This is a genomic window from Pedobacter cryoconitis, assembly GCF_014200605.1.
In the GTDB taxonomy this organism is placed as follows: Bacteria; Bacteroidota; Bacteroidia; order Sphingobacteriales; family Sphingobacteriaceae; genus Pedobacter; species Pedobacter cryoconitis_B.
Window position 1 is genome coordinate 783,583 of the sequence record NZ_JACHCE010000002.1, and the last position, 22,388, is coordinate 805,970.

General features: G+C 36.8%; 21 protein-coding genes. 15 read left to right on the forward strand and 6 right to left on the reverse strand.

Going from position 1 to position 22,388, the window contains the following annotated elements:
- Positions 1–7 precede the first annotated feature (7 nt).
- The 7 genes from rpsM to dnaK all read left to right on the forward strand — a co-directional run bounded on the left by rpsM (position 8) and on the right by dnaK (position 6,564).
- Positions 8–385, forward strand: a complete 378-nt coding sequence (rpsM, locus tag HDE68_RS09490) for a 30S ribosomal protein S13 (protein WP_037442576.1) — start codon at positions 8–10, stop codon at positions 383–385.
- A gap of 21 nt (positions 386–406) precedes the next feature.
- A complete protein-coding gene (gene rpsK, locus HDE68_RS09495; protein ID WP_041878538.1) occupies positions 407–796 on the forward strand; it encodes a 30S ribosomal protein S11 in 390 nt (129 codons plus the stop codon).
- A 65-nt stretch (positions 797–861) separates the two neighbouring features.
- A complete protein-coding gene (rpsD, locus tag HDE68_RS09500) occupies positions 862–1,470 on the forward strand; it encodes a 30S ribosomal protein S4 (protein WP_041878578.1) in 609 nt (202 codons plus the stop codon).
- Positions 1,471–1,550: 80 nt separating this feature from the next.
- On the forward strand, positions 1,551–2,543 hold the full coding sequence (locus HDE68_RS09505; RefSeq protein ID WP_068403471.1) for a DNA-directed RNA polymerase subunit alpha: 993 nt from the start codon (positions 1,551–1,553) through the stop codon (positions 2,541–2,543).
- A gap of 85 nt (positions 2,544–2,628) precedes the next feature.
- Entirely contained in the window at positions 2,629–3,168 is a 540-nt protein-coding gene (gene rplQ / locus HDE68_RS09510) for a 50S ribosomal protein L17 (RefSeq protein ID WP_183881231.1), read from the forward strand.
- A 113-nt stretch (positions 3,169–3,281) separates the two neighbouring features.
- Complete coding sequence (locus tag HDE68_RS09515) at positions 3,282–4,466, forward strand: class I SAM-dependent methyltransferase (RefSeq protein WP_183881233.1); 1,185 nt, start codon at positions 3,282–3,284, stop codon at positions 4,464–4,466.
- 184 nt (positions 4,467–4,650) lie between these two features.
- The gene (dnaK, locus tag HDE68_RS09520) at positions 4,651–6,564 is read left to right on the forward strand and encodes a molecular chaperone DnaK (RefSeq protein WP_183881235.1); all 1,914 of its coding nucleotides are present in this window, start codon (positions 4,651–4,653) and stop codon (positions 6,562–6,564) included.
- Positions 6,565–6,743: 179 nt separating this feature from the next.
- On the opposite strand, the gene HDE68_RS09525 is transcribed toward dnaK, so the two are convergent.
- The 3 genes from HDE68_RS09525 to HDE68_RS09535 all read right to left on the reverse strand — a co-directional run bounded on the left by HDE68_RS09525 (position 6,744) and on the right by HDE68_RS09535 (position 10,201).
- Complete coding sequence (locus HDE68_RS09525) at positions 6,744–7,643, reverse strand: NDP-sugar synthase (RefSeq protein WP_183881236.1); 900 nt, start codon at positions 7,641–7,643, stop codon at positions 6,744–6,746.
- A 103-nt stretch (positions 7,644–7,746) separates the two neighbouring features.
- Positions 7,747–8,862 (reverse strand): M42 family metallopeptidase, encoded by a 1,116-nt coding sequence (locus tag HDE68_RS09530; protein ID WP_183881238.1) that lies wholly within the window; start codon positions 8,860–8,862, stop codon positions 7,747–7,749.
- 103 nt (positions 8,863–8,965) lie between these two features.
- On the reverse strand, positions 8,966–10,201 hold the full coding sequence (locus HDE68_RS09535) for a porin (protein WP_183881240.1): 1,236 nt from the start codon (positions 10,199–10,201) through the stop codon (positions 8,966–8,968).
- 313 nt (positions 10,202–10,514) lie between these two features.
- Here HDE68_RS09535 and HDE68_RS09540 point away from each other — a divergent pair, with 313 nt between their 5' ends.
- The 3 genes from HDE68_RS09540 to can all read left to right on the forward strand — a co-directional run bounded on the left by HDE68_RS09540 (position 10,515) and on the right by can (position 13,185).
- The gene (locus HDE68_RS09540; RefSeq protein WP_260171748.1) at positions 10,515–10,793 is read left to right on the forward strand and encodes a hypothetical protein; all 279 of its coding nucleotides are present in this window, start codon (positions 10,515–10,517) and stop codon (positions 10,791–10,793) included.
- Positions 10,794–10,870: 77 nt separating this feature from the next.
- Positions 10,871–12,466: a SulP family inorganic anion transporter gene (locus HDE68_RS09545; protein WP_183881243.1), complete on the forward strand. Its 1,596-nt coding sequence runs from the start codon at positions 10,871–10,873 to the stop codon at positions 12,464–12,466.
- A 5-nt stretch (positions 12,467–12,471) separates the two neighbouring features.
- Positions 12,472–13,185 (forward strand): carbonate dehydratase, encoded by a 714-nt coding sequence (can, locus tag HDE68_RS09550; RefSeq protein ID WP_183881245.1) that lies wholly within the window; start codon positions 12,472–12,474, stop codon positions 13,183–13,185.
- A 59-nt stretch (positions 13,186–13,244) separates the two neighbouring features.
- On the opposite strand, the gene pruA is transcribed toward can, so the two are convergent.
- On the reverse strand, positions 13,245–14,873 hold the full coding sequence (pruA, locus tag HDE68_RS09555) for an L-glutamate gamma-semialdehyde dehydrogenase (protein WP_183881761.1): 1,629 nt from the start codon (positions 14,871–14,873) through the stop codon (positions 13,245–13,247).
- Positions 14,874–15,037: 164 nt separating this feature from the next.
- On the opposite strand from pruA, the gene lpxK reads away from it, so the two are divergent.
- The 3 genes from lpxK to HDE68_RS09570 are packed head-to-tail and all read left to right on the forward strand — an operon-like array spanning position 15,038 to position 19,078.
- On the forward strand, positions 15,038–16,099 hold the full coding sequence (gene lpxK / locus HDE68_RS09560) for a tetraacyldisaccharide 4'-kinase (RefSeq protein ID WP_183881247.1): 1,062 nt from the start codon (positions 15,038–15,040) through the stop codon (positions 16,097–16,099).
- Complete coding sequence (locus HDE68_RS09565) at positions 16,071–16,886, forward strand: purine-nucleoside phosphorylase (protein WP_183881249.1); 816 nt, start codon at positions 16,071–16,073, stop codon at positions 16,884–16,886. The genes lpxK and HDE68_RS09565 overlap by 29 nt, the downstream gene beginning before the upstream one ends.
- A complete protein-coding gene (locus HDE68_RS09570) occupies positions 16,886–19,078 on the forward strand; it encodes a putative porin (RefSeq protein WP_183881251.1) in 2,193 nt (730 codons plus the stop codon). Before HDE68_RS09565 ends, HDE68_RS09570 begins: the two co-directional genes overlap by 1 nt.
- A 3-nt stretch (positions 19,079–19,081) precedes the next feature.
- Here the strand turns inward: HDE68_RS09570 and HDE68_RS09575 are convergent, their stop codons facing one another.
- Entirely contained in the window at positions 19,082–20,344 is a 1,263-nt protein-coding gene (locus HDE68_RS09575; RefSeq protein ID WP_183881253.1) for an asparagine synthetase B, read from the reverse strand.
- 186 nt (positions 20,345–20,530) lie between these two features.
- Between HDE68_RS09575 and HDE68_RS09580 the strand changes: the two genes are divergently transcribed.
- Positions 20,531–20,992, forward strand: coding sequence for a peptidylprolyl isomerase (locus HDE68_RS09580; RefSeq protein ID WP_183881255.1), 462 nt, complete (start codon positions 20,531–20,533; stop codon positions 20,990–20,992).
- Positions 20,993–20,995: 3 nt separating this feature from the next.
- A complete protein-coding gene (locus tag HDE68_RS09585; RefSeq protein WP_183881257.1) occupies positions 20,996–21,529 on the forward strand; it encodes a DUF5606 domain-containing protein in 534 nt (177 codons plus the stop codon).
- Between the two features lie 288 nt (positions 21,530–21,817).
- Here the strand turns inward: HDE68_RS09585 and rlmH are convergent, their stop codons facing one another.
- Entirely contained in the window at positions 21,818–22,291 is a 474-nt protein-coding gene (gene rlmH / locus HDE68_RS09590) for a 23S rRNA (pseudouridine(1915)-N(3))-methyltransferase RlmH (protein WP_183881259.1), read from the reverse strand.
- Positions 22,292–22,388: the final 97 nt, after the last annotated feature.

Here is a 22,388-nt window from a genome sequence, read left to right on the forward strand (position 1 = left end):
TACAAATATGGCAAGGATATCAGGTATAGATTTACCAAGAAACAAAAGAGGCGAAATTGGACTAACTTACATCTTCGGTGTAGGCAGATCAACTGCTCAGCGTATATTAACTGAGGCAGGTATCGATTTTAGCAAAAAAGTACAAGACTGGTCTGATGATGAGTTATCAGCGATTCGTACAATCATTAACGACGGAATTAAAGTAGAAGGTGCTTTACGTTCTGAAGTTCAGTTAAACATTAAACGTTTAATGGATATTGGTTGTTACCGCGGATTACGTCACAGAAAAGGTTTACCAGTACGTGGACAACGTACTAAGAACAATTCTCGTACTCGTAAAGGCAAGAGAAAAACAGTTGCTAACAAGAAAAAAGCTACTAAATAAAATTAGTAACGAATAATAATTATGGCTAAGAGTAAAAAAGTAACCAAAAAGCGTATTGTTGTTATTGAACCAGTTGGTCAAGCACATATCAATGCGACTTTTAATAATATCATTGTTACCCTAACAAATAACAACGGTCAAACTATTTCATGGTCTTCAGCTGGTAAAATGGGCTTCAAGGGTTCTAAAAAGAACACTCCATACGCTGCCGGACAAGCTGCATCTGATTGTGGTAAAGTAGCTTTTGATTTAGGTCTGCGTAAAGTAGAAGTTTTTGTTAAAGGTCCAGGTTCAGGTCGTGAGTCTGCAATTAGAACATTGCAAATCTCTGGTATCGAAGTTACCTCAATCAAAGATATTACACCGCTTCCACACAATGGATGTCGTCCTCCTAAGAAGAGAAGAGTTTAATTTATTAATTTTTAAAGCTAAGAGTCTGCAGCTTAAGGTTGTATGATACTTTAAAACAAAAAGCAATGGCAAGATATACAGGACCTAAGTCCAAAATCGCGCGTAAATTCAGAGAACCAATTTTCGGTCCTGATAAAGTATTAGATAGAAAAAACTATCCTCCTGGACAACATGGTGCGTCTAAAAGAAGAGGTAAACAATCTGAATATTCAGTACAGTTAATGGAGAAACAAAAAGTTAAATACACTTATGGTGTATTAGAACGTCAGTTCCGTAACTTGTTTACTAAAGCATCTTCCCGTCAGGGCATTACAGGTGATAACTTATTACAATTATTAGAAGCTCGTTTAGATAATACAGTTTATAGATTAGGTATTGCAACTACTCGTTCTGCTGCACGTCAGTTAGTTAGCCATAAACACGTAACAGTGAACGGTGAAGTAGTAAATATCCCTTCTTATCAATTGAAAGCTGGTGATGTTGTTGCAGTACGTGAGAAATCTAAAACTCTTGAAAGCATCACTAATTCAGTAGCAGGAAGAGTAATCAATAAGTTTAATTGGTTAGATTGGAATGCATCAGAATTAAGCGGTAAGTTCTTAACTTATCCAAATCGTGACGAGATTCCAGAAAATATCAAAGAAAACCTTATTATAGAGTTGTACTCTAAGTAATAAATTTAGTTAAAGCCTTTTATACAGGCTTTAACTATTTTACGTTACATAATTTTAATAACGATCTAAAAACATTATAAATGGCAATTTTAGCATTTCAGAAACCCGATAAGGTCATCATGCAGAAATCAACGGATTTCGATGGTATATTTGAATTTCGTCCTTTAGAACCCGGTTTCGGTGTAACAATTGGTAATGCCTTGAGAAGAATTTTACTTTCTTCTTTAGAGGGCTATGCCATTACAAGTATTCGTTTTTCTGGCGTATCACATGAATTTTCTACAATGAAAGGTGTTGTAGAGGATTTAACTGAAATTATCCTTAATTTGAAACAAGTTCGTTTTAAAAAAGCTGGTGATTCAGGTGAATCTGAAAAAGTCTTTATTGTAGTTAATGGCCAGGATCAATTTCTTGCAGGAGATATAACTAAATTCTCTAACAACTTCGAAGTCCTTAATCCGGAATTCGTAATTTGTAATATGGAGAAATCAGTTACTTTAGAGGTAGAATTAACTATCAATAAAGGACGTGGTTATGTTCCAGCTGAAGAAAACAAAATTAATGATGCTGTAGTTGGTGTAATTGCAATCGATTCGATTTTTACTCCAATGAAAAATGTAAAATACACGATTGAAAATTATCGTGTTGAACAAAAAACAGATTATGAAAAATTAATTTTAGATATATCTACTGACGGATCTATTCATCCTGAAGAAGCATTAAAAGAAGCTGCTAAAATTTTAATTCAGCATTTCATGCTGTTCTCTGATGAGAACCTGGTATTAGAATCTCAAGCTAAAGAAGAAACTAAAGAAGTTGATGAAGAAATTTTACATATGCGTAAAATTCTTAAAACTGAATTAGTTGACCTTGATTTATCAGTTCGTGCGTTAAACTGCCTAAAAGCAGCTGATATCCGTACACTTGCTGATCTAGTTTCTTACGATGTAGCTGACATGTTAAAGTTCAGAAACTTCGGTAAGAAATCATTAACTGAAATTCAGGAATTAGTAAAATCTAAAAGCTTATCATTCGGTATGAATTTAGGTAAATACAAACTGGACGAAGAATAATTTCAACAGACAAATAACAAATTGTTAATAGGCTGTAATTCCCTCTTTAATTAAGAAGAGACGGTACAGACTAAATAGAAAAAAAATGAGACACGGTAAAAAACACAATCACTTAGGCAGAACTAAGTCCCATCGTAAAGCGATGTTGGCTAACATGGCCTCATCATTGATCAAACACAAAAGAATCTCTACTACTTTAGCAAAAGCAAAAGCTTTGCGTATGTATGTTGAGCCTTTGATCACTAAATCTAAAAACGATACTACTCACTCTCGTCGTACTGTTTTTAGTTATTTACAGGACAAAGATTCAGTTACTGAATTGTTCCGTGACGTAGCTGCTAAGGTTGCTAACCGTCCAGGTGGTTATACCAGAATTATCAAATTAAACAATCGTTTAGGTGATAACGCTGAGATGGCATTAATTGAACTTGTTGATTACAACGAAGTTTACGGTAAAGAAGCTGCTGCTGAAGAAAAGAAAACAACTCGTCGTGGTAGAAGTAAATCTACTACTAAGAAAGCTGATGCTACTGACGCTCCTGCTAAAGCAGAAGCTGCAGTTGAAACTGAGGCTGTTGTTGAAGCTCCTGCAGCTGAAGAAACAAAAGAAGATAAAGGAGAATAATATTCTTCCTCATCAAAATACAGAAGGCCCTGTTCTTAATTGGACAGGGCTTTTCTTATATATAAGAACATCGTAAGAGCCTGTTGTTTAAACAGGTTGTAAATTTATAATTTATGTCCAATCAATCTATCCTTCAGGATTTCCAGAAGCAATTAGCGGAGAGTATTCCGGCTAATGTATTTGTAAAGATTTCCCTTGGCAATTACCAGGGAAATGATAAGGAACTAAAGAATGTATATGTCCGCCGGATAAAGATTAAAAAAGTAGAAATGCTTTCTTTTACTTACCGGAATAAGACAAGGGATATTGTCAAGAATTTTTCGATTGAGGACGGTCTGACCAGGATTGGTCATTTCATCAGCAATGATTTTAAAATCTGTACTTTTTTTAGCACAGAGAAAGAAGTGATTGTTGAACATGATAAAAAAGGAGTGATCACGGTTAGAGAAAGATTCATCAAAACGCAGGTTCCGGTTCTGCTTTCTCATGATAAAGAGAAGAAAAGGCTGATTCAGCCTGCTGGCAAAAATTACTTACAGGAATTAAATATTACTGATGCAACCGGAGCTGTTTATAAAAATGCACAGGATAAGTATAAGCAGATTAATCAGTACGTGGCCTTATTAGATCCACTGATCAGGACTCTGCCTGCCGGGAAGTTCAAAAAGGTGGTGGACATGGGGTCTGGTAAGGGATATCTTACTTTCGCTTTATATGACTATCTGGTTAATGTATTAAAGATTGAAGCAAGTGTTACCGGGGTTGAATATCGTCAGGACCTGGTGGACTTATGTAATAAAATAGCTTCGAGGTCAGATTTTGAAGGACTTGATTTTGTTCAGGGGACTATAGAAGATTATGCTTCGGAAGAGATTAACCTGTTGATAGCTTTACATGCCTGCGATACGGCCACGGATGATGCGATTTATAAGGGGATTAAAGGCAATGCCGAACTTATTGTTGTTGCACCCTGTTGCCACAAGCAAATCAGAAGACAGATAGAAAAAGGGAAGGCTGTAAATGAGCTGGACTTTTTAACGAAGTATGGTATCTTTTTAGAGCGCCAGGCAGAGATGGTGACTGATGGAATCAGGGCGTTAATATTAGAATATTTTGGGTATAAGACTAAGGTATTTGAATTTATTTCAGATGCACATACTCCAAAAAATGTACTGGTTGTAGGGGTGAAAACCAAAGAACAACCAGTAGCTAAAGAAGAGATTCTGGAGAAGATTAAACGGACAAAAGAATATTTTGGCATTGAGTATCATCATCTTGAAACTTTAGTCAAGTTTTGAGGTATTTACAGCCATAGAAAATGTCAATTATGACAACCTGTCAGAATTGTAAAAGGTTTTTATTTACATTTCAACTAAAATCTAAAAACCAGTGCCTGTTTAACTGACAAATGCCAATTGGCACATTGCTTGTTAAATAGAATTAGGAAATAAGAATTCATAACATAAACAAAGATAAAATAGCATGTCAAAAATTATTGGTATAGACTTAGGAACAACAAACTCTTGCGTAGCCGTAATGGAAGGTAACGAACCTGTAGTTATAGCCAACAGTGAGGGGAAACGTACAACGCCATCCATTGTTGCTTTTGCAGAAAATGGTGAGCGTAAAGTAGGTGATTCTGCAAAACGCCAGGCAATCACTAACCCAACAAAAACAATTTATTCAATTAAGCGTTTCATGGGCAGCAGCTTTGCTGAGGTTGCTAAAGAAACTGGTCGCGTACCTTACAAAGTTGTTAAGGGTGACAACAATACTCCACGTGTTGAAATTGATGACCGTAAATATACTCCACAGGAAATTTCTGCAATGATCTTGCAAAAAATGAAAAAAACTGCGGAAGACTTTTTAGGTCATGAAGTAACTGAAGCAGTTATTACTGTTCCTGCTTATTTCAATGATGCTCAACGTCAGGCTACGAAAGAAGCTGGTGAAATCGCTGGTTTAACAGTTAAACGTATCATCAACGAGCCAACTGCAGCTGCTTTAGCTTACGGTTTGGATAAAGCACATAAAGACATGAAAATTGTTGTGTTTGACTGTGGTGGTGGTACTCATGACGTTTCTGTATTAGAATTAGGTGATGGTGTATTTGAAGTAAAATCTACTGACGGTGATACGCACTTAGGTGGTGATGACTTTGACCACATTATCATTGACTGGTTAGCTGCTGAATTCAAAGCTGAAAATGGTATGGACCTTAACCAGGATCCAATGGCATTGCAACGTTTGAAAGAAGCTGCTGAAAAAGCTAAAATTGAGCTTTCAAGCACTACTTCTACAGAAGTTAACTTACCATATATTACTGCTGATGCAAGCGGACCAAAACACTTAGTTAGAACTTTAAGCCGTGCTAAATTTGAGCAATTGGCTGCTGACCTGATCAAACGTACTATCGAACCTTGTAAATCTGCATTGAAAAATGCTGGTTTAAAAACTTCTGATATCGATGAGATCATTTTAGTAGGTGGTTCTACACGTATTCCTGCTATTCAGGATGCAGTAAAAGCATTCTTCGGTAAAGAGCCATCTAAAGGTGTAAATCCTGATGAGGTTGTAGCTATCGGTGCTGCAATTCAAGGTGGTGTTTTAACTGGTGAAGTTAAAGATGTATTATTATTAGACGTAACTCCTCTTTCTTTAGGTATTGAGACTATGGGTGGTGTAATGACTAAACTAATTGAAGCTAATACAACTATTCCTTCTAAAAAAGCAGAAACTTTCTCTACAGCTGCAGATAACCAGCCTTCGGTAGAAATCCACATCTTACAAGGTGAGCGTCCAATGGCTGCTCAGAACCGTACGATTGGCCGTTTTATCTTAGACGGTATACCTCCATCTCCACGTGGTGTTCCTCAGGTTGAAGTTGCTTTTGACATTGATGCGAATGGTATCTTACACGTAAGTGCAAAAGATAAAGCTACTGGTAAAGAGCAAAAAATTCGTATTGAAGCTTCATCTGGTTTAACAGAAGAAGAAATCAAAAGAATGAGAGAAGAAGCTGAGCAAAATGCTGATGCTGATAAAATTGCTAAAGAAGAAGCTGATAAAATTAACAGCGCTGATGCTTTAATCTTCTCAACTGAGAAACAATTAAAAGAATTTGGTGATAAAATCTCTGCTGATAAAAAAGCTCCGATTGAAGCTGGATTAGCTAAATTACAAGCAGCACACGCAGCAAGAAGTTTTGCTGATATTGATGCAGCTCAGGAAGAATTACAAGCAGCATGGAATGAAGCATCTGAAGAGATGTACAAAGCTGGTCAGGATGGCGGTGCACCTGCTGAAGGTGGTGCTCAGTCTAACGGTCAAACAGCTGATGCTGCTGATAACGTTACTGATGTTGACTTCGAAGAAGTAAAAGACGATAAAAAATAATCGAATTGTAACCATATAAAAAAGAGGGTAACTGAAAAGTTATCCTCTTTTTTTATGCGCTGTCTTTTCTAAGCTAAATCTTGACCAGACCTTATGGGATAATATTTTAATGATAAAAGGCCTTAAAAATTAATTTAAAGCCTTTTAACAGATTATTATAATAAGGTATGGTTTTTATGTTAATTCCACAAATTCTCAGGGTAAACGCCGTCTTTGATCAATTGATCAATACATGCCTGTACGATAGGTTTATCTTCTTTATAAGTTACTCCAAACCATTTACTATCTGTAGGAACAACTTTAAAGTCTGCCGTTTCTGAGCTCAGTAAACTATCTGCTACCAATGGAATAAAGAACTCTGCTTTCGGGTTGTCTTTATTTGCGTGGGCGAAGTCTCTGAAAAGTTCTTCCGAAATCTTAAACATTTCTGGTGTGAAGCCCCAGAAGTTCATCGATACGCGTGTATCTAATGATAAAGGATATTGTTTTTCATCTTCTTCATAGATAATAGCCTCTCCATCACGGAATACTTTAGTACGCTCTATTACTTCTTCCAGGTAACCATCTGCGCTAACTTTACAAACACCACGTGATACAGAACCGTAGTCTGATAAAGTTTTGCCAATTTCGTAACCAATCATAGAATAGTTGCTGCCGCTAACTTCGGTAGTTAAAAATTTAACCATTTTCTCATAAGCATCCAGACCATAGAAATCATCTGCGTTAATTACACAGAATGGTTCTTTTATTGCATGTCTTGCTGCAAGTACAGCATGGGCTGTTCCCCACGGTTTACTTCTTTCTATTTCAATATCAATTCCATATTGTTTAAGATCGAAATTCTGAAATACATAGTCCGTTTCAATTTTTCCTGCAAGTTTCGCATCAAAAATAGCTTTGAAGTTTTCTACATATTCTTCTTTGATAATAAACACTACTTTCCCAAAGCCGGCTTTGATAGCATCATAGATAGAATAGTCGATTATGGTCTCGTCATTAGGGCCAAAACCATCAATTTGTTTCATGCTGCCATAGCGACTTGCCATACCGGCTGCGAGTATTAATAAGGTAGGTTTCATTGATTTTTATTTTTTTAGTTCAGGACATTTTTAGACAATAGTCTGTCATAAAAAAGCGTGTCTGAAAGATCAAACACGCTTAATATTTGGTGAAGATAAGATCTTATTTATTGTATTTAAAATCGTGGTCTTTTTTTATGTTCAACAAAGAGTGATAGATCAGACTAATCACATTATCTACATCTTCTTTATGGATCATTTCGACTGTTGTATGCATATAACGCAAAGGTAGTGAAATTAGTGCTGATGGTACACCACCATTTGAATAAGCAAAGGCATCAGTATCAGTTCCTGTAGAACGTGAGGAAGCCTGGCGCTGGAAAGGAATTTCATTTTTCTCAGCAGTCTCGATTAATAGTTTATTCAGGTTAGTTTGTACTGCTGGTGCATAGGAAACTACCGGACCTTTACCGCAGGCTAAATCTCCTTGTGTAATCTTATTGATCATCGGTGTGGAAGTATCGTGGGTTACATCAGTAACTATAGCAACATGTGGTTTAATCCTGTGTGCAATCATTTCTGCACCTCTCAGACCAATCTCTTCCTGTACAGAGTTCACAATATACAAAGCGAAAGGTAATTTCTGTTTGTTTTCTTTAAGTAAACGTGCTACCTCTGCAATCATAAATCCACCTGCACGGTTATCTAAAGCACGTCCTACATAGTAGCGATCGTTCAGAACCATAAATTCATCCTCGTAGGTAATGACGCAACCTACATGGACACCTAATGCTTCAACTTCTTCTTTAGTGGTACAACCGCAATCCAGAAAAATATTCTTTAAAGCAGGTGCTTCTTCTTTTTCTCCTGCACCACGTGTATGAATTGCAGGCCATCCGAAAACAGCTTTCACTAAACCTTTATCAGTATGAATATTTACACGTTTTGAAGGAGCGATCTGATGATCCGAACCACCATTTCTGATTACATAAATTAAACCGTCACTGGTGATATAGTTTACAAACCATGAAATTTCATCAGCATGTGCTTCTATGACTACTCTATATTCTGCTTTTGGATTAATAACGCCTACTGCTGTTCCGTAGTTATCGATAAAGCTTTCATCGATATAAGGCTTTAGATAGTCTAACCAAAGTTTTTGACCAGGGTATTCAAATCCTGTTGGGGATGGATTATTGATATATTCTTCAAAAAACTGAAGTGATTTCTTAGTTACGACAGATACATGTTTCTGCTTCTCGTCTTTCTTTTTAGCCATCTTTATATTTTTATGATAAACAAATATATAAAGATGACTTTAAGCATGACAGCATAAGTGGTTATTTTTTATTATAATGAGCTATTTCCCTATATCTGGCAGATTACCAGCGATATTGTAAACGTGTGGTAAAGACATCATCTCTGATATCTTTATTATAATCTGTTAATTGGGTAGGGGAGTTGATTACCCGTTCATTATAAACGGTAAGCTTTAGTCTTGAACTAAACAGATAAGTCATACCATAGCCGAGTGTCCTGAATTTAATATCGCCGGCAGTGGTATTATTGTTCAGCATCCCAATCTGACTTTCACTTATTTTACGATTAGGATCATAGACATCGTATGCAAGTAAAGCGCTGAATTTGCTTTGAAGGATTTGCTGTGTAAACCAGATATAATAGCCAGAAAAATTACGCAGATAAAGGTCTGTAGCGGGCTGAATAGAAAAACTCTGGCTGGCGAGCGTTCCACTTACTGTGCTTGAAGAGGCTACCCCTGGCTGTGTTCCTGCAACATATTCGGCTTTAAGACTAGTTGTCCCAAAAGTATTGTCATATTGGATCTGAATATTTCCACCATAATAATTTCTCTTTAAATTAGAGCCTTTTATTGAGGGATCAGTGTTTTTTGTGAACCCGTTTCCGTTATCTGAATAATAGGTATCCGTATTACTGCGGACCGAACCCTTATAAATTGAACCTCCGAAACCGATATGAAGTTTTTTATTGGCAAGACTATCAAATTTAAAAGATAGATTACCAATAACATCTTTTTTGGAGTCATAATCTCTGGCGAAAAGCCCGCTTCCATTAACAACTGCCAGATCCATATTAAGAAAGCTGAGTTCTTTAATAGGCTGGTAGGATAACATAGCTCCAATATCGCGTTCGCGTGGCATGATAGTTTGAAATACTCTTGCACGTTCGGGGAAATCTCTATAACCTGAAGAATATACAATTGAATAACCGAAGGGTCTGTTAAAAAGACCTGCTGTTAACTGAAACCTTCTGTTATCGGGTTGATGGAGCTGGATAAATGCATCCATTAATTGCACACCATTCTGGGTAGCATCAATCTGAAAAACTATGCTGGAATATTTATCTACGCGGTCGATTTTAAGACGGCCCCTCCGGATCATAAAACGGTTATCCGAGTTTTCTGCAAAGTCACCCCCGGAAAAAGACGAAATCCCTGGCGATTGTGCCATCTGAAATTGTGTCTGAAGATAACCGGTAATCTTAATGTCATGGATGTCATAAGAAGATGGGGCATTGTTACTTTGACTGAAGACTAACAGCGGATAGAAGAAAACCAGGGTTAGCAGACTTTTTTTCATAAATATTTGTTGTTTTTTAACAATAATGAAAATTCATAAGCTTTGAAAAGCTCATGCAGGTTTCATTAATTCATAGGTTTAGGAATTGCGAAAGTACAGTTATTGCTAAATTAATTCATCATGTATTCTGTAATTCTAAAAAGGCAATCTGATACCCAAAAACTTAATTACATTTTTTTTACATATTTTATTGATAAAAAGTGCTTCTTGGTATTACATTTGGAAACTAAAAAAGCTGAATACACACGGGATGTCCTTTTATAAATATCGATTACATATTGTTATAGCCTTCATAAGCATCTTCACTGTGAAGATGATTATTTCTGCTGCACCAGTATTTGTCGGTCATATGGATAAAAACACTATTAAAAGTGTTATTCTCCAATTGGAGCAGGAACATAGTTCTGATTGTGATTCAGGAAAGTCTTTACTTAAATTTATCGATTATAAACCGATTGATTTTCATAACACCTATACTTATGTACCGTTACTGGTAGATTTCGGAATCAGGAACTGTTATATTGATCACTTTAAACGGTACGTAAATCCTTATCATCCTTCGGTACCCACACCGCCGCCTAACTTTTCTTAATTTTTACAGATTATAACGGCTAAACCTATGGTTTAACCGCAATTAAATAATTATAAGTAATAATTAGCAGGAATGTTATGCAGAATGGAAACTCAATCTCCTCAAAGGTTGGATTGAAGAAATATATCTTAAAAAAGAATTTAAAGCGCGATTTCCCGGCAAGTATTGTCGTGTTTTTAGTGGCCCTGCCTTTGTGTCTGGGTATAGCCCTGGCTTCGGGCGCACCGCTGTTTGCGGGTATTGTGACAGGTGTAATTGGGGGAATAGTAGTCGCTAGTGTAAGCGGATCTCAATTAAGTGTAAGTGGTCCTGCTGCAGGTTTGACAGTTATTGTATTAGGTGCGATAGCTCATTTAGGCAGTTATCAGGTATTTTTACTGGCCGTAATGCTGGCTGGACTAATGCAGGTCATTCTTGGGTTTGTAAAAGCAGGAACAATCGGTAATTACTTCCCCTCCAGCGTAATTGAAGGGATGCTTGCTGCAATTGGACTGATACTGATACTTAAACAATTACCACATGCATTAGGTGTTGATACAGATTTTCTGGATGAAAATTTAAGCAATGGTCATATGTATAGTGTGGTTGGGGAAGCATTAAAACTACTCAATCCTGCTGCTATAATCATTACTGTGCTTTCTATTGCTATTCTGATCTTTTGGCCAAAATTCAAAAAGCTGAGTGTGGTACCTGCGCCGTTACTTGTTGTAATGTTAGGTATAGGGTTAAGCTTGTTTTTTCAGCAGACACAATTTGCTTTAAGAGCTGAGCAAATGGTTAGCATCCCTGTAGTAAATGGATGGACAGAGTTTTCCGGTTTGTTTACTATGCCTGACTTCTCGGCGATTCAGAATAAGGAAGTATGGATAGTTGCCTTAACAATTGCTGTTGTGGCAAGTTTAGAAACATTGCTGAGTATCGAGGCTGTAGATAAGATAGATCCTGTAAAAAGGGTTTCACCAACCAACAGAGAGCTAATTGCACAAGGAGTGGGAAATATGACAAGCGGTTTGCTTGGCGGATTACCAATGACCTCTGTAATTGTAAGAAGTTCTGCAAATGTGAATGCAGGTGGAAAAACTAAGATGTCTGCCATATTACATGGTTCCTGGTTATTATTATCTTTCCTTTTTATACCGGGACTGATCAATATGATTCCACTGGCCTGTCTGGCAGCAATTCTGCTGGTAACAGGATATAAACTGACAAGAATCAGTTTGTTTAAACATATGTACCATAAAGGCTGGGACCAGTTTGTTCCATTTTTTATAACGGTAATTGCCGTTTTATTGACTGATTTATTGAAAGGTGTGGCTATTGGTATGTTGTTATCAGTGTTTTATCTGCTTCGTACCAACATGCGTAATCCTTTCTTTTATAAAATTCAGGAAGAAGGAAATAAAAAAAATCTGAGAATTAAACTGTCTGAAGAAGTTTCGTTTCTGAACAAGGCAGCAATACAGGTTGTATTGACAAAAATCCCTCAGGAAACCAATGTAATTATTGATGGAAGCAACTCCAGATACATTCATCCGGATGTTTTGGAAACCATCTACAATTTTAAGCATAATGCTTATACAAAGGGGATTATCGTTACCTTAGTAGACATCAAAGAACATTATATAGTACCAAAAATAACTAACAAAATCATTGAAGATATTCATAAAATATAAATATTATGTGCGCAAAATTAGAATCTCATAACCACAATATAACTTACGAAGGATTATTACAGGGAAATAAAGACTGGGTAGCGTCTACTTTGGCTGAGGATCCAACCTTTTTCGACCGTTTATCAGCAGGACAGAAGCCACCGATTTTGTGGATAGGATGTTCAGATAGCAGGGTTCCTGCCAATCAGATCACCAATACCAATCCGGGAGACATTTTTGTTCATCGTAACATTGCAAATGTTGTAGTGCATACGGATATGAACATGTTAAGTGTATTGGATTATGCAGTAAACGTATTGGAAGTAGAGCATGTTATTGTTTGTGGACATTATGGCTGTGGTGGTGTTGCGGCAGCACTAGGTAATAAACAATTCGGAATTATTGATAACTGGCTTAGAAATATTAAAGATACTTATCGTTTGCACTACCATGAACTGGACAGGATCTCAAATGAGAAAAAACGTACAGACAGACTGGTAGAATTGAATGTAATAGAAGGTGTATTTAACCTGACAAAAACATCTATTGTTCAAAACAGATGGGGAAATGGTAAAAAACTAGGTATCCATGGCTGGGTTTATAGTCTGGAAACAGGATTGATTAAAGATTTGGGAGTAACTACAGAATCTAACGATCACATTTCTTCTGTATTTAAAATAGAAGGACTAACTAAGCCTAAAATAGAAGTGCAGGCTAAAACAACTACTGATCAGAAATAATTCAGCTATAAATAATAGTATAAAAAAGCCGGTATTAACCGGCTTTTTTTATGTTTTGATTATCCCATGAATGGGTAACGGTAATCCTTAGGCGGATCGAATGTTTCTTTGATTGTACGTGGAGAAGCCCAGCGTAATAAGTTAATCATTGAACCAGCTTTATCGTTAGTACCTGAACCTCTGGCACCGCCAAATGGCTGTTGACCAACTACAGCACCCGTACATTTATCATTGATATAGAAGTTACCAGCTGCATTACGTAGGGCATAAGATGCTTTTTCGATAGCATAACGGTCCTGAGCAATCACAGCACCAGTTAAAGCGTATGGAGAAGTGGTATCAATAATTTCTAAAACCTGATCAAAATCTGCATCATCATATACATATACACTTAAAACAGGTCCGAATAATTCTTCGCACATGGTTGTATATTTAGGATCATCAACTACTAAAACTGTAGGCTCAATAAAATAACCTTTAGATTTATCATAGTTTCCACCTGCAATGATTTCTACTCCCTTATCAGCTTTTGCCTGATCAATATATTTTGCCAGTTTAGTGAAAGAGCGGTCATCAATAACAGCATTGATGAAGTTACCGAAATCTTCAGTTCCACCCATTTTGAAGGTAGCAAGATCACGCAGCATCAGTTCTTTAATTTTTGGCCATAGACTTTTCGCGATGTAAGTTCTTGAAGCAGCAGAACATTTCTGTCCCTGATATTCAAAAGCACCACGTAAAATAGCTGTACTTGAAACCTCAGCATCCGCAGAACCGTGAACAAGAATAAAATCTTTACCGCCGGTTTCACCTACAATACGAGGATATGTTTTGTACTTGTGGATATTTGTACCTATCGTTTTCCAGATATTCTGGAATACAGCAGTAGAACCGGTAAAGTGAATACCAGCAAAGTCAGGACTGTTGAAAATAACTTCACCAGCTTCAGGGCCATCTACATAAACAAGGTTAATAACCCCGTCAGGTAAACCAGCTTCTCTGAAAATTTCCATTAATAAATTAGCTGCATAAACCTGAGTATCCGCAGGTTTCCAAACGACAACGTTGCCCATTAATGCTGCTGATGTTGGCAGGTTTGCCGCAATAGCAGTGAAGTTAAAAGGAGTCAAAGCAAAAACAAAACCTTCTAAAGGACGCTGTTCAACTCTGTTCCAAACACCTTTAGGTGATACAGGAGGTTGTTGTTTATAAATGTCAGCCATATAACTTACGTTGAAGCGTAAGAAATCTATCAGCTCACAAGCTGCATCAATTTCAGCCTGATAAGCATTTTTTGACTGGCCAAGCATTGTTGCCGCATTTAATTTATAGCGGTATGGGCCTGAAATTAACTCAGCGATCTTTAAAAATATAGCTGCACGTTGTTCCCATGGCAAGTTTTCCCATTGAGGCTTTGCTGCTAATGCCGCATCTATTGCCTGTTGTACATGAGTTTTGTCGCCTATGCTATATTGTGCTAAAACGTGTTGGTGATCGTGCGGTGGAGTAACTGTTCCTTTTTTATCAGTATGGACTGCTTTGCCACCGATATACATTGGGATGTCACCTTTTTTTGAACGTGCTTCAGTTAAAGCAGCTTTCAATAATTCACGTTCTTTACTTCCTGGTGCATAACCTAAAATAGGTTCGTTCTCAGGTGTTGGTACGTTAAAAAATCCTTTGAGCATGATATAATATTGTTGTTTGTACAAAGATAGTTTTTTATTTTATTGCCTGTCAATCCATTCTACTATATGATATTCTTCTAACAGACAATAGGGCGGCAGAAAATAATTCTTATTTTTGAGGAACTGTTTAAATTTAGCTGATAGCTTTAAGCAGCTTCCATAACATGATAAAATACGCCCGGTTACTATTACTGCCCTTTTCTGTGATCTATGGTATAGTGATTATTTTTAGAAATAAACTCTATGACCTGGGGTTTTTCAAATCCACAAAATTTGATATACCAGTTATATGTGTAGGAAACCTGGTGGTTGGCGGTTCAGGAAAAAGTCCAGTTACTGAATATCTTGTGCATTTGCTGGCTGATTATAAAATTGCAATTTTAAGCAGGGGATATGGACGTGATACCAAAGGCTTCTTATATGCAGACCAGACTTCTACAGCAAAGTCAATAGGTGATGAGCCTTTGCAATTTTATCATAAATTTCCGCAAGTAACAGTTGCCGTTTGTGAAGACAGAGTTAAGGGAATAAAGCAGCTGAAAGATGCACATGATGTGATTATACTGGATGATGCTTTCCAGCATAGAAGGTTAAGCCCGGGTTTTAGTATTCTTCTTTTTGAATTTCAAAAACTATTAGAGACACAGTTTCTGCTGCCCGCCGGAAATATGAGAGAACCTTTCCGGGGTTATAAACGGGCAGATCTTTTGCTGGTTACAAAATCGCCCTGGCAAATAAGTGAACTGCAAAAAGAGCAGTGTAGCAGTCACTTTAATAAATCAGCAGTTTCTAATCAGCTTTTCTTCTCTTCTATACACTATAAAGATTTGCAGAGTCTTTTCAGTTCAGCTACGCTTAATATTGAAGATCTGAAAAATAAAAAAATCTTTTTACTGACAGGAATAGCCAATCCAAAACCCTTGTTTGACTATCTATTGCAGTTTTCTCCAGCTATTGAGCATCACGATTATCCGGACCATCATTCATTCAGTTCGGGAAATTTGAGTAAATTGGTAAAAGCCTATATTCAGGATCAGGCGAAAGAAAAAATTATTATCACAACAGAAAAGGATGCGCAGCGTTTATTTGATGTTACAATCAAAGAATTACTGTTAAATTTGCCTGTATTTTATTTGCCTATCAATATAAATATTGAGGCAGACTGTAAAAAAACATTTGACCAAAAGATACTAAAATATGTTTCAGACACTACACGAGACCGTTGAATATATAAAACTAAAATGTGATAATTTCCAGCCGGAAATAGGAATAGTACTTGGAACCGGATTAGGCGGACTTGTAAATGAGATTGAAGTAGAATTTAGTCTGATGTATTCTAATATTCCCAATTTTCCGATTTCGACTTTAGAGTTTCATTCAGGAAAATTGATTTTTGGAAAGCTAAATGGTAAAAAGGTAATTGCTATGCAAGGCAGATTACATTACTACGAAGGATATTCTATGCAGCAGATTACTTTTCCGATAAGAGTAATGAAAGCGCTGGGTATTCAGCATTTGTTTATTTCAAATGCAGCGGGTTCTTTGAATGCTGATTTTAAGAAAGGCGATCTGATGATTATCAATGATCATATCAATTTGCAGCCCGAAAGCCCGTTACGTGGAAGAAATGATGCTGATATGGGACCAAGATTCCCTGATATGAGTCAGCCTTATCAAAAAGATTTTATCAAACGTGCCCTGGAAATCGCAAAAGAAGAAAAAATCACCTGTCATCAGGGAGTTTATGTTTCTGTGACAGGCCCTAACCTGGAAACAAAAGCAGAATACAACTATTTACGTATTATTGGTGGTGACGCAGTAGGGATGAGTACTGTTCCGGAAGTCATTGTTGCCAATCATATGAGTATTCCTGTTTTTGCAATTTCAGTATTGACCGATGAAGGATTTACAGATGTGCTTGCTCCGGTAAGCCTGGAAGAAATTGTAGAAACAGCAAGAACTGCTGAGCCTAAAATGACAAAAATATTAAGCCAGTTAATTCTTTCTTTATAATGCGTAAAACCATTGTTTTATTTCTTTTGAGCTGTCTCTTTTTCGGGGCGAAGCAAGCTATTGCTCAGGATTTGAAGACTTCTGTGAATCAAAATAAAGAATTGGATTCCTTAAGAAGTAAACTTGAAAATAGTAAGGATTCGGTTGTTTTTACCTCCAGGTTTGTTCGTTATACAACGCTGCAGCTCACTAAAGATAGTATTCAGACATTGGCGCTGGATACCAGTTTAAGGGGAATGCAGAATTTCAGTCCTATAGCACAGCCCAGAAGGCCGACGCTCAATACCGGAAATATCGGGTTAGCTGCTAAAGATCTGTTATTTGTACCTTCAAAGACAATTGGCTTTGATCCTGGATTTCATTCACTGGACTGGTATGCCCTTGGAAATAATGATATCAAATATTATCAGGCAAGGACACCATTCAGTAATCTTTATTTTGCAGGGCAATATAGCGGAGAAGGGGAGCAGATCTTTAAAGTTATGCACACGCAGAATATTAAGAAAAACTTAAACGTAGGTGCAAGTTATAACCGGATCGGGGCTAATGGATTTTATCCCAGACAAAGGGGAGATGTGCTGAACGGTACTTTTTTCAGTTGGTATACTTCGCCAAATAAAAGATACGCACTTTATGCAAATGCTATCTTTAATACCTTGAAAGCTTTTGAAAACGGATCGATTGTAAATGACGATATCTTCGGGAATAATCAATTGTCTATAGACAGGATGTCTCAGAGTGTCAGGTTATCTGCTTCGAGGCAAATCTACAGAAAGAACACCTTTTTCCTGAAACAAACTTATTTTGTAGGTCGTATTGATACTCTGGATCAGGAAATCAGTAAAAAGATTCTGCCTACCAATAAGATCTCTTATACAATAAAATATGATAAGGATTCTTATGCTTTCCAAAAGAATGAATCGGATGATCATACCGTATTGCCGGCAGGGATGCGCGATCTTACTTATACCAATGACAGTACTTCGGTAAAGCATATCCAGAATGAATTTATTTATAGTTTCTTTCTTCGGGGGAAATCCAGTTCAGTAATCAAAAATGAGTTAAAGCTGGATGCGGGAATACGTCATGATTTCTATAATTACTCCCAAATGGTTGGTGTATTGCCTACTACCACTACCAATACCAATACTGATGATAAAGGAGTAGTTACTACGACTACAACTACTATTAATAACAAGTACTTTTCTAATTATACAAAATCATTTCAAAACGTTACCCTTTTAGGCTCTGCAGGTTACAGGTTTAGTAACCGGATAGATCTGAACGTTGATGTACAGCAAATATTTCAGGGCAGACAGGCAGGAGATTTTATGTATGAAGCTAAAAGCAATGTGCTGGTTAGTCATAACCTGGGCAGGATAGTTTTAGGGGCTTATTTACAGAATAAATCACCAGAAGAGATTTATGATACCCATTACGGAAATCATTTTGGGTGGACCAATAGTACTGTCGATCCTAAGTACGTGGATTATAGAAACACTCCTGCTGTTATTGCTAGTAAGGCTGATTCCAATATATTTATCATTAGTCCGTTCAACAGAACAAAAACTGTAAACCTGTCCTTTAAATATATCAATGATAAACTCGGATTGGATGTTGGTGCAGAATACTATATGATTAATAACTATTTGTATTTTTTGCAGGGAAATACGACAGTTGATTCGCTTACGATCAGACCAATGCAGGAGTCAAAAAGTATTAGTGTATTAAAGCTGACTTTAGGGAAGAAATTTACTTATGGCAGGTTTAATCTTGACAGTTATATTGTTTATCAAAAGACAAGCAGACAAGATATTATGCCAATGCCCGATTTTTATACTTTTAACAGTCTGTACATGAAAGCAACTGTTTTTAAAGTATTAAAGACTGAATTTGGGTTTGACGTAAGATATAATTCAAAATATGTGAATTACTCCTATTCGCCAGCAGTCAGCCAGTTTTATATCCGGCAGTCGGCTCCGGATGCGAAGATCCAGTATAAGCCAGTTAAATTTGATAGCTATCCTATTGTAGATCTTTGGGTAAGAGCGAGCTTAAGAAAAGCAAATATCTTCCTTAAATACGAATACGTTAACCAGGGGCTCCAGTCTAAAGGATATTATACTGTCAACAGATATCCAATGCCGGATAAATTATTCAAGATTGGACTGAGCTGGAATTTCTACGACTAAGCATCAGGTTTTCTGATGTTTTTTCTTAGCTGCCGGAAATAATACATTATTCAGAATCAAACGATATCCAGGTGAATTAGGATGCAGATTTAAATCAGTGGGAGGGTCACCCACTGCATGCTGATAATCTTCAGGGTCGTGGCCACCATAAAAAGTGAACTGTCCTTTTCCAATATCCCCATGCAGGTAACGGACTTCAGAAACTCCTTTATTCTCACCTAAAACAATGATATTAGGTTTAACAAGACTTTTTCTGAAAGCTGTTGTCTGGCCCATAAATCCTTTAATCACCCGGTCATGGTCCTGTGTTAACATGGTTGGCACAAGATCTGATTTAGCTGAAAATTCAAATAAAGTGAAGTAATCATTCTGTTGTGTCAGGGTTCTGGTTTGGGTGACATCAATATCAGAAAACTCGTAATTTGCAGGATTAGGATCTAATTTAAAGTCTTTAAAAGCAAGGGTCTTATTATAATCAAGCTTTGACTGTGCATTCGGATCAATCGCATCTCCATCAAACATGCTTGCGCAGATATCCACTCCATCTGCCGATAAAGCAATATCAAAACTATCAGTGGCAGAGCACATCGCGAAAAGGAAACCACCACCAGCACAGAACTCCGTCATTTTCTTAGCTACAGCAAGTTTCATTTGAGATACTTTGCTGAATCCATTTCTTTTTGCTGTTGCCTCCTGTGTTTTTACGTCTTCTCTATACCAGGTGGCATTCTGAAAAGCACTCCAGAAACGGCCATACTGTCCGGTGAAATCTTCATGATGCAAATGCAGCCAGTCATAGCCACTTAGTTTATCTTTTAATACTTCATCATCATATACAATATCATAAGGGATTTCTGCATAGGTAAGCACCATCGTTACCGCATCATCCCAGGGCAATTTACTTTTTGGAGAATAGACAGCGATTTTTGGAGCTTTTTCGAGTTTAACCATTTCCATGTTGACCGATGGGTCACTGATTTCATTGAGCAGGGTAGTCACCTTACCATCAGCCAGTACCTGAAAAGAAACTCCCCTTGTTTTACACTCATCTTCGACAAGCTTACTGTATTTAATCAAAAAGCTACCTCCACGATAGTTTAAGAGCCAGCTTACCTCTGCATTTTGTTTGATGCTCCAATAAGCAATGCCATAAGCCTTGAGATGATTTTTCTGATCCTCATCCATATAAATCAGAATTGATGAGGCTTTTACCGCCAGTGTTAAAGTTAGAAATAACAGGAGAAAAAAACTCTTTTTTAAAATCATAAGCAGAACAGATCAGGTACGAATCTAAACTTTTAAACAAGCTCTAAGGGCGTAATTGAAATTTTTATTACTAATAAACGTTAAAATGAATCATTATATATACATTTATAGGTTGGATGGTTTTTTAAACCTTTAGTTTATCTAGTCATTTCAATTTACTAAATTTGACCATTACAAAAAAGGAATATGAGCAAAGCAATAATAAAAACAGAAAAAGGCGACATGACTGTCGAGTTTTATGACAATGATGCCCCTAACACAGTTGCGAACTTTAAAAAATTAGCAAATGAGGGGTTTTATGATGGAATTACTTTTCACCGTGTAATTCCTGATTTCGTAGTACAGGCAGGATGCCCGAATTCCAAAGATGCAGCTACAGCTCATTTAGCTGGAACTGGTGGTCCTGGTTATAAGATTGACTGTGAACTTGATGGTGGAAACCAACATCATGAGCGTGGTGTATTATCTATGGCACATGCAGGTAGAAATACAGGTGGTTCACAATTTTTCATTTGCCACAGCAGATCAAATACTGCACATTTAGACAGAAACCATACTTGTTTTGGTAAAGTTGTTGAAAATGTAGACATTGTTGACAGCATCAAGCAAGGAGACAGAATTTTAGGTATAGAAGTGATAGAAGATTAAGATATGAATTTAAGAGGAATTGTAGCCGTATCTGGCAGACCAGGTTTATTTAAACTTGTTGGACAAAATAAAGCAGGTTATGTACTGGAAGGCTTAGATGCTCAAAAGGTTAAAATTGTAACTAGTATCTCTTCTACTAAACTGGCTTCATTAGAAGATATTACTATCTACGGTGAAGATGAAGATTTAAAGCTGATTGATGTTTTAGCAAATATTGCTGTATTAAAAGGTGAAGTTGCTGATGCGAAAGCTGATGCAGCAGTTTTAAGAGCATTATTCGTTGAGGTTGCACCTACACACGATCAGGAAAAGGTTTATACTTCAGATATGAAGAAAATCGTTACCTGGTACCACTTATTAAAGGATCTTCCTTTGTTTACAGAAGCTGCTCCTGGAGCTGTAGAAGGTGTTGAGGCGGTAAAGGCAGCAGAAGATAAGAAAGTTAAGGCTACGCCTAAACCTTCAAATGCTAAAGCTCCTGTTAAAACATCTCAGCCGGCTAAGAAAGCTAACATGACAAGTAAAAAAGGGGTTTAATACTCTCCTTTTAATTACCCATAAAAAAACCGGATGTTTATCATCCGGTTTTTTTATGGGTAAGAATTCCTGTGTTAAGCATTACAAATAATATACGATGAGCAGAAATGCGATAATTGAAACTATAATAGCAATCGCAAAAGTCAGGCGGTTATCTGTTCTGCTTCTGAATCTGTATTTTCTTTTAAAATCTCCTGGTTGCATAAAATTCCTTTCTTTTTAATAGGTTATTATAATGATGCATAAAGCAAAATATTCCATAATACTCATTTGAATAAATATGGATTTTTATTCGTGGTGATAAGGCTCTCCCTTTAAGATACTGAATGCCCTGTACAGTTGTTCCACAAAAAACAGGCGGACCATCTGATGAGAAAAAGTCATATCTGATAAAGATATACTTCCGTTTGCTCTTTTATACACACTTTCATCAAAACCATAAGGTCCTCCAATAACAAAAATCATATGCTGAACACTTCCTATCATTTGTTTATTTAAATAGTTTGCGAACTGGACAGAAGTATATTTTTTCCCTTTTTCGTCCATTAAAATGACAGTATCGAGATTGCTGACCTGTTTTAGAATCAGTTCAGCTTCTTTAGTTTTTTGCTGTGCTTCTGTTAAGTTCTTGGTATTCTTGACATCAGGGATCACAACCAGGCTAAACCCAATATAGTGCTTTAACCGGTTAAGATATTTTTCTATGCCTTCAATCAGATACTTGTCTTCAGTTTTTCCAACAACGAGTAAAGTTATTTTCATTCAATATTAATCTGCTAGTATAGTAATTCCTATATTTAGAAACGCCGGGACAAGGAGGCTGTTTGGATTTGTATGATCAGGAATATATCATTAAGAT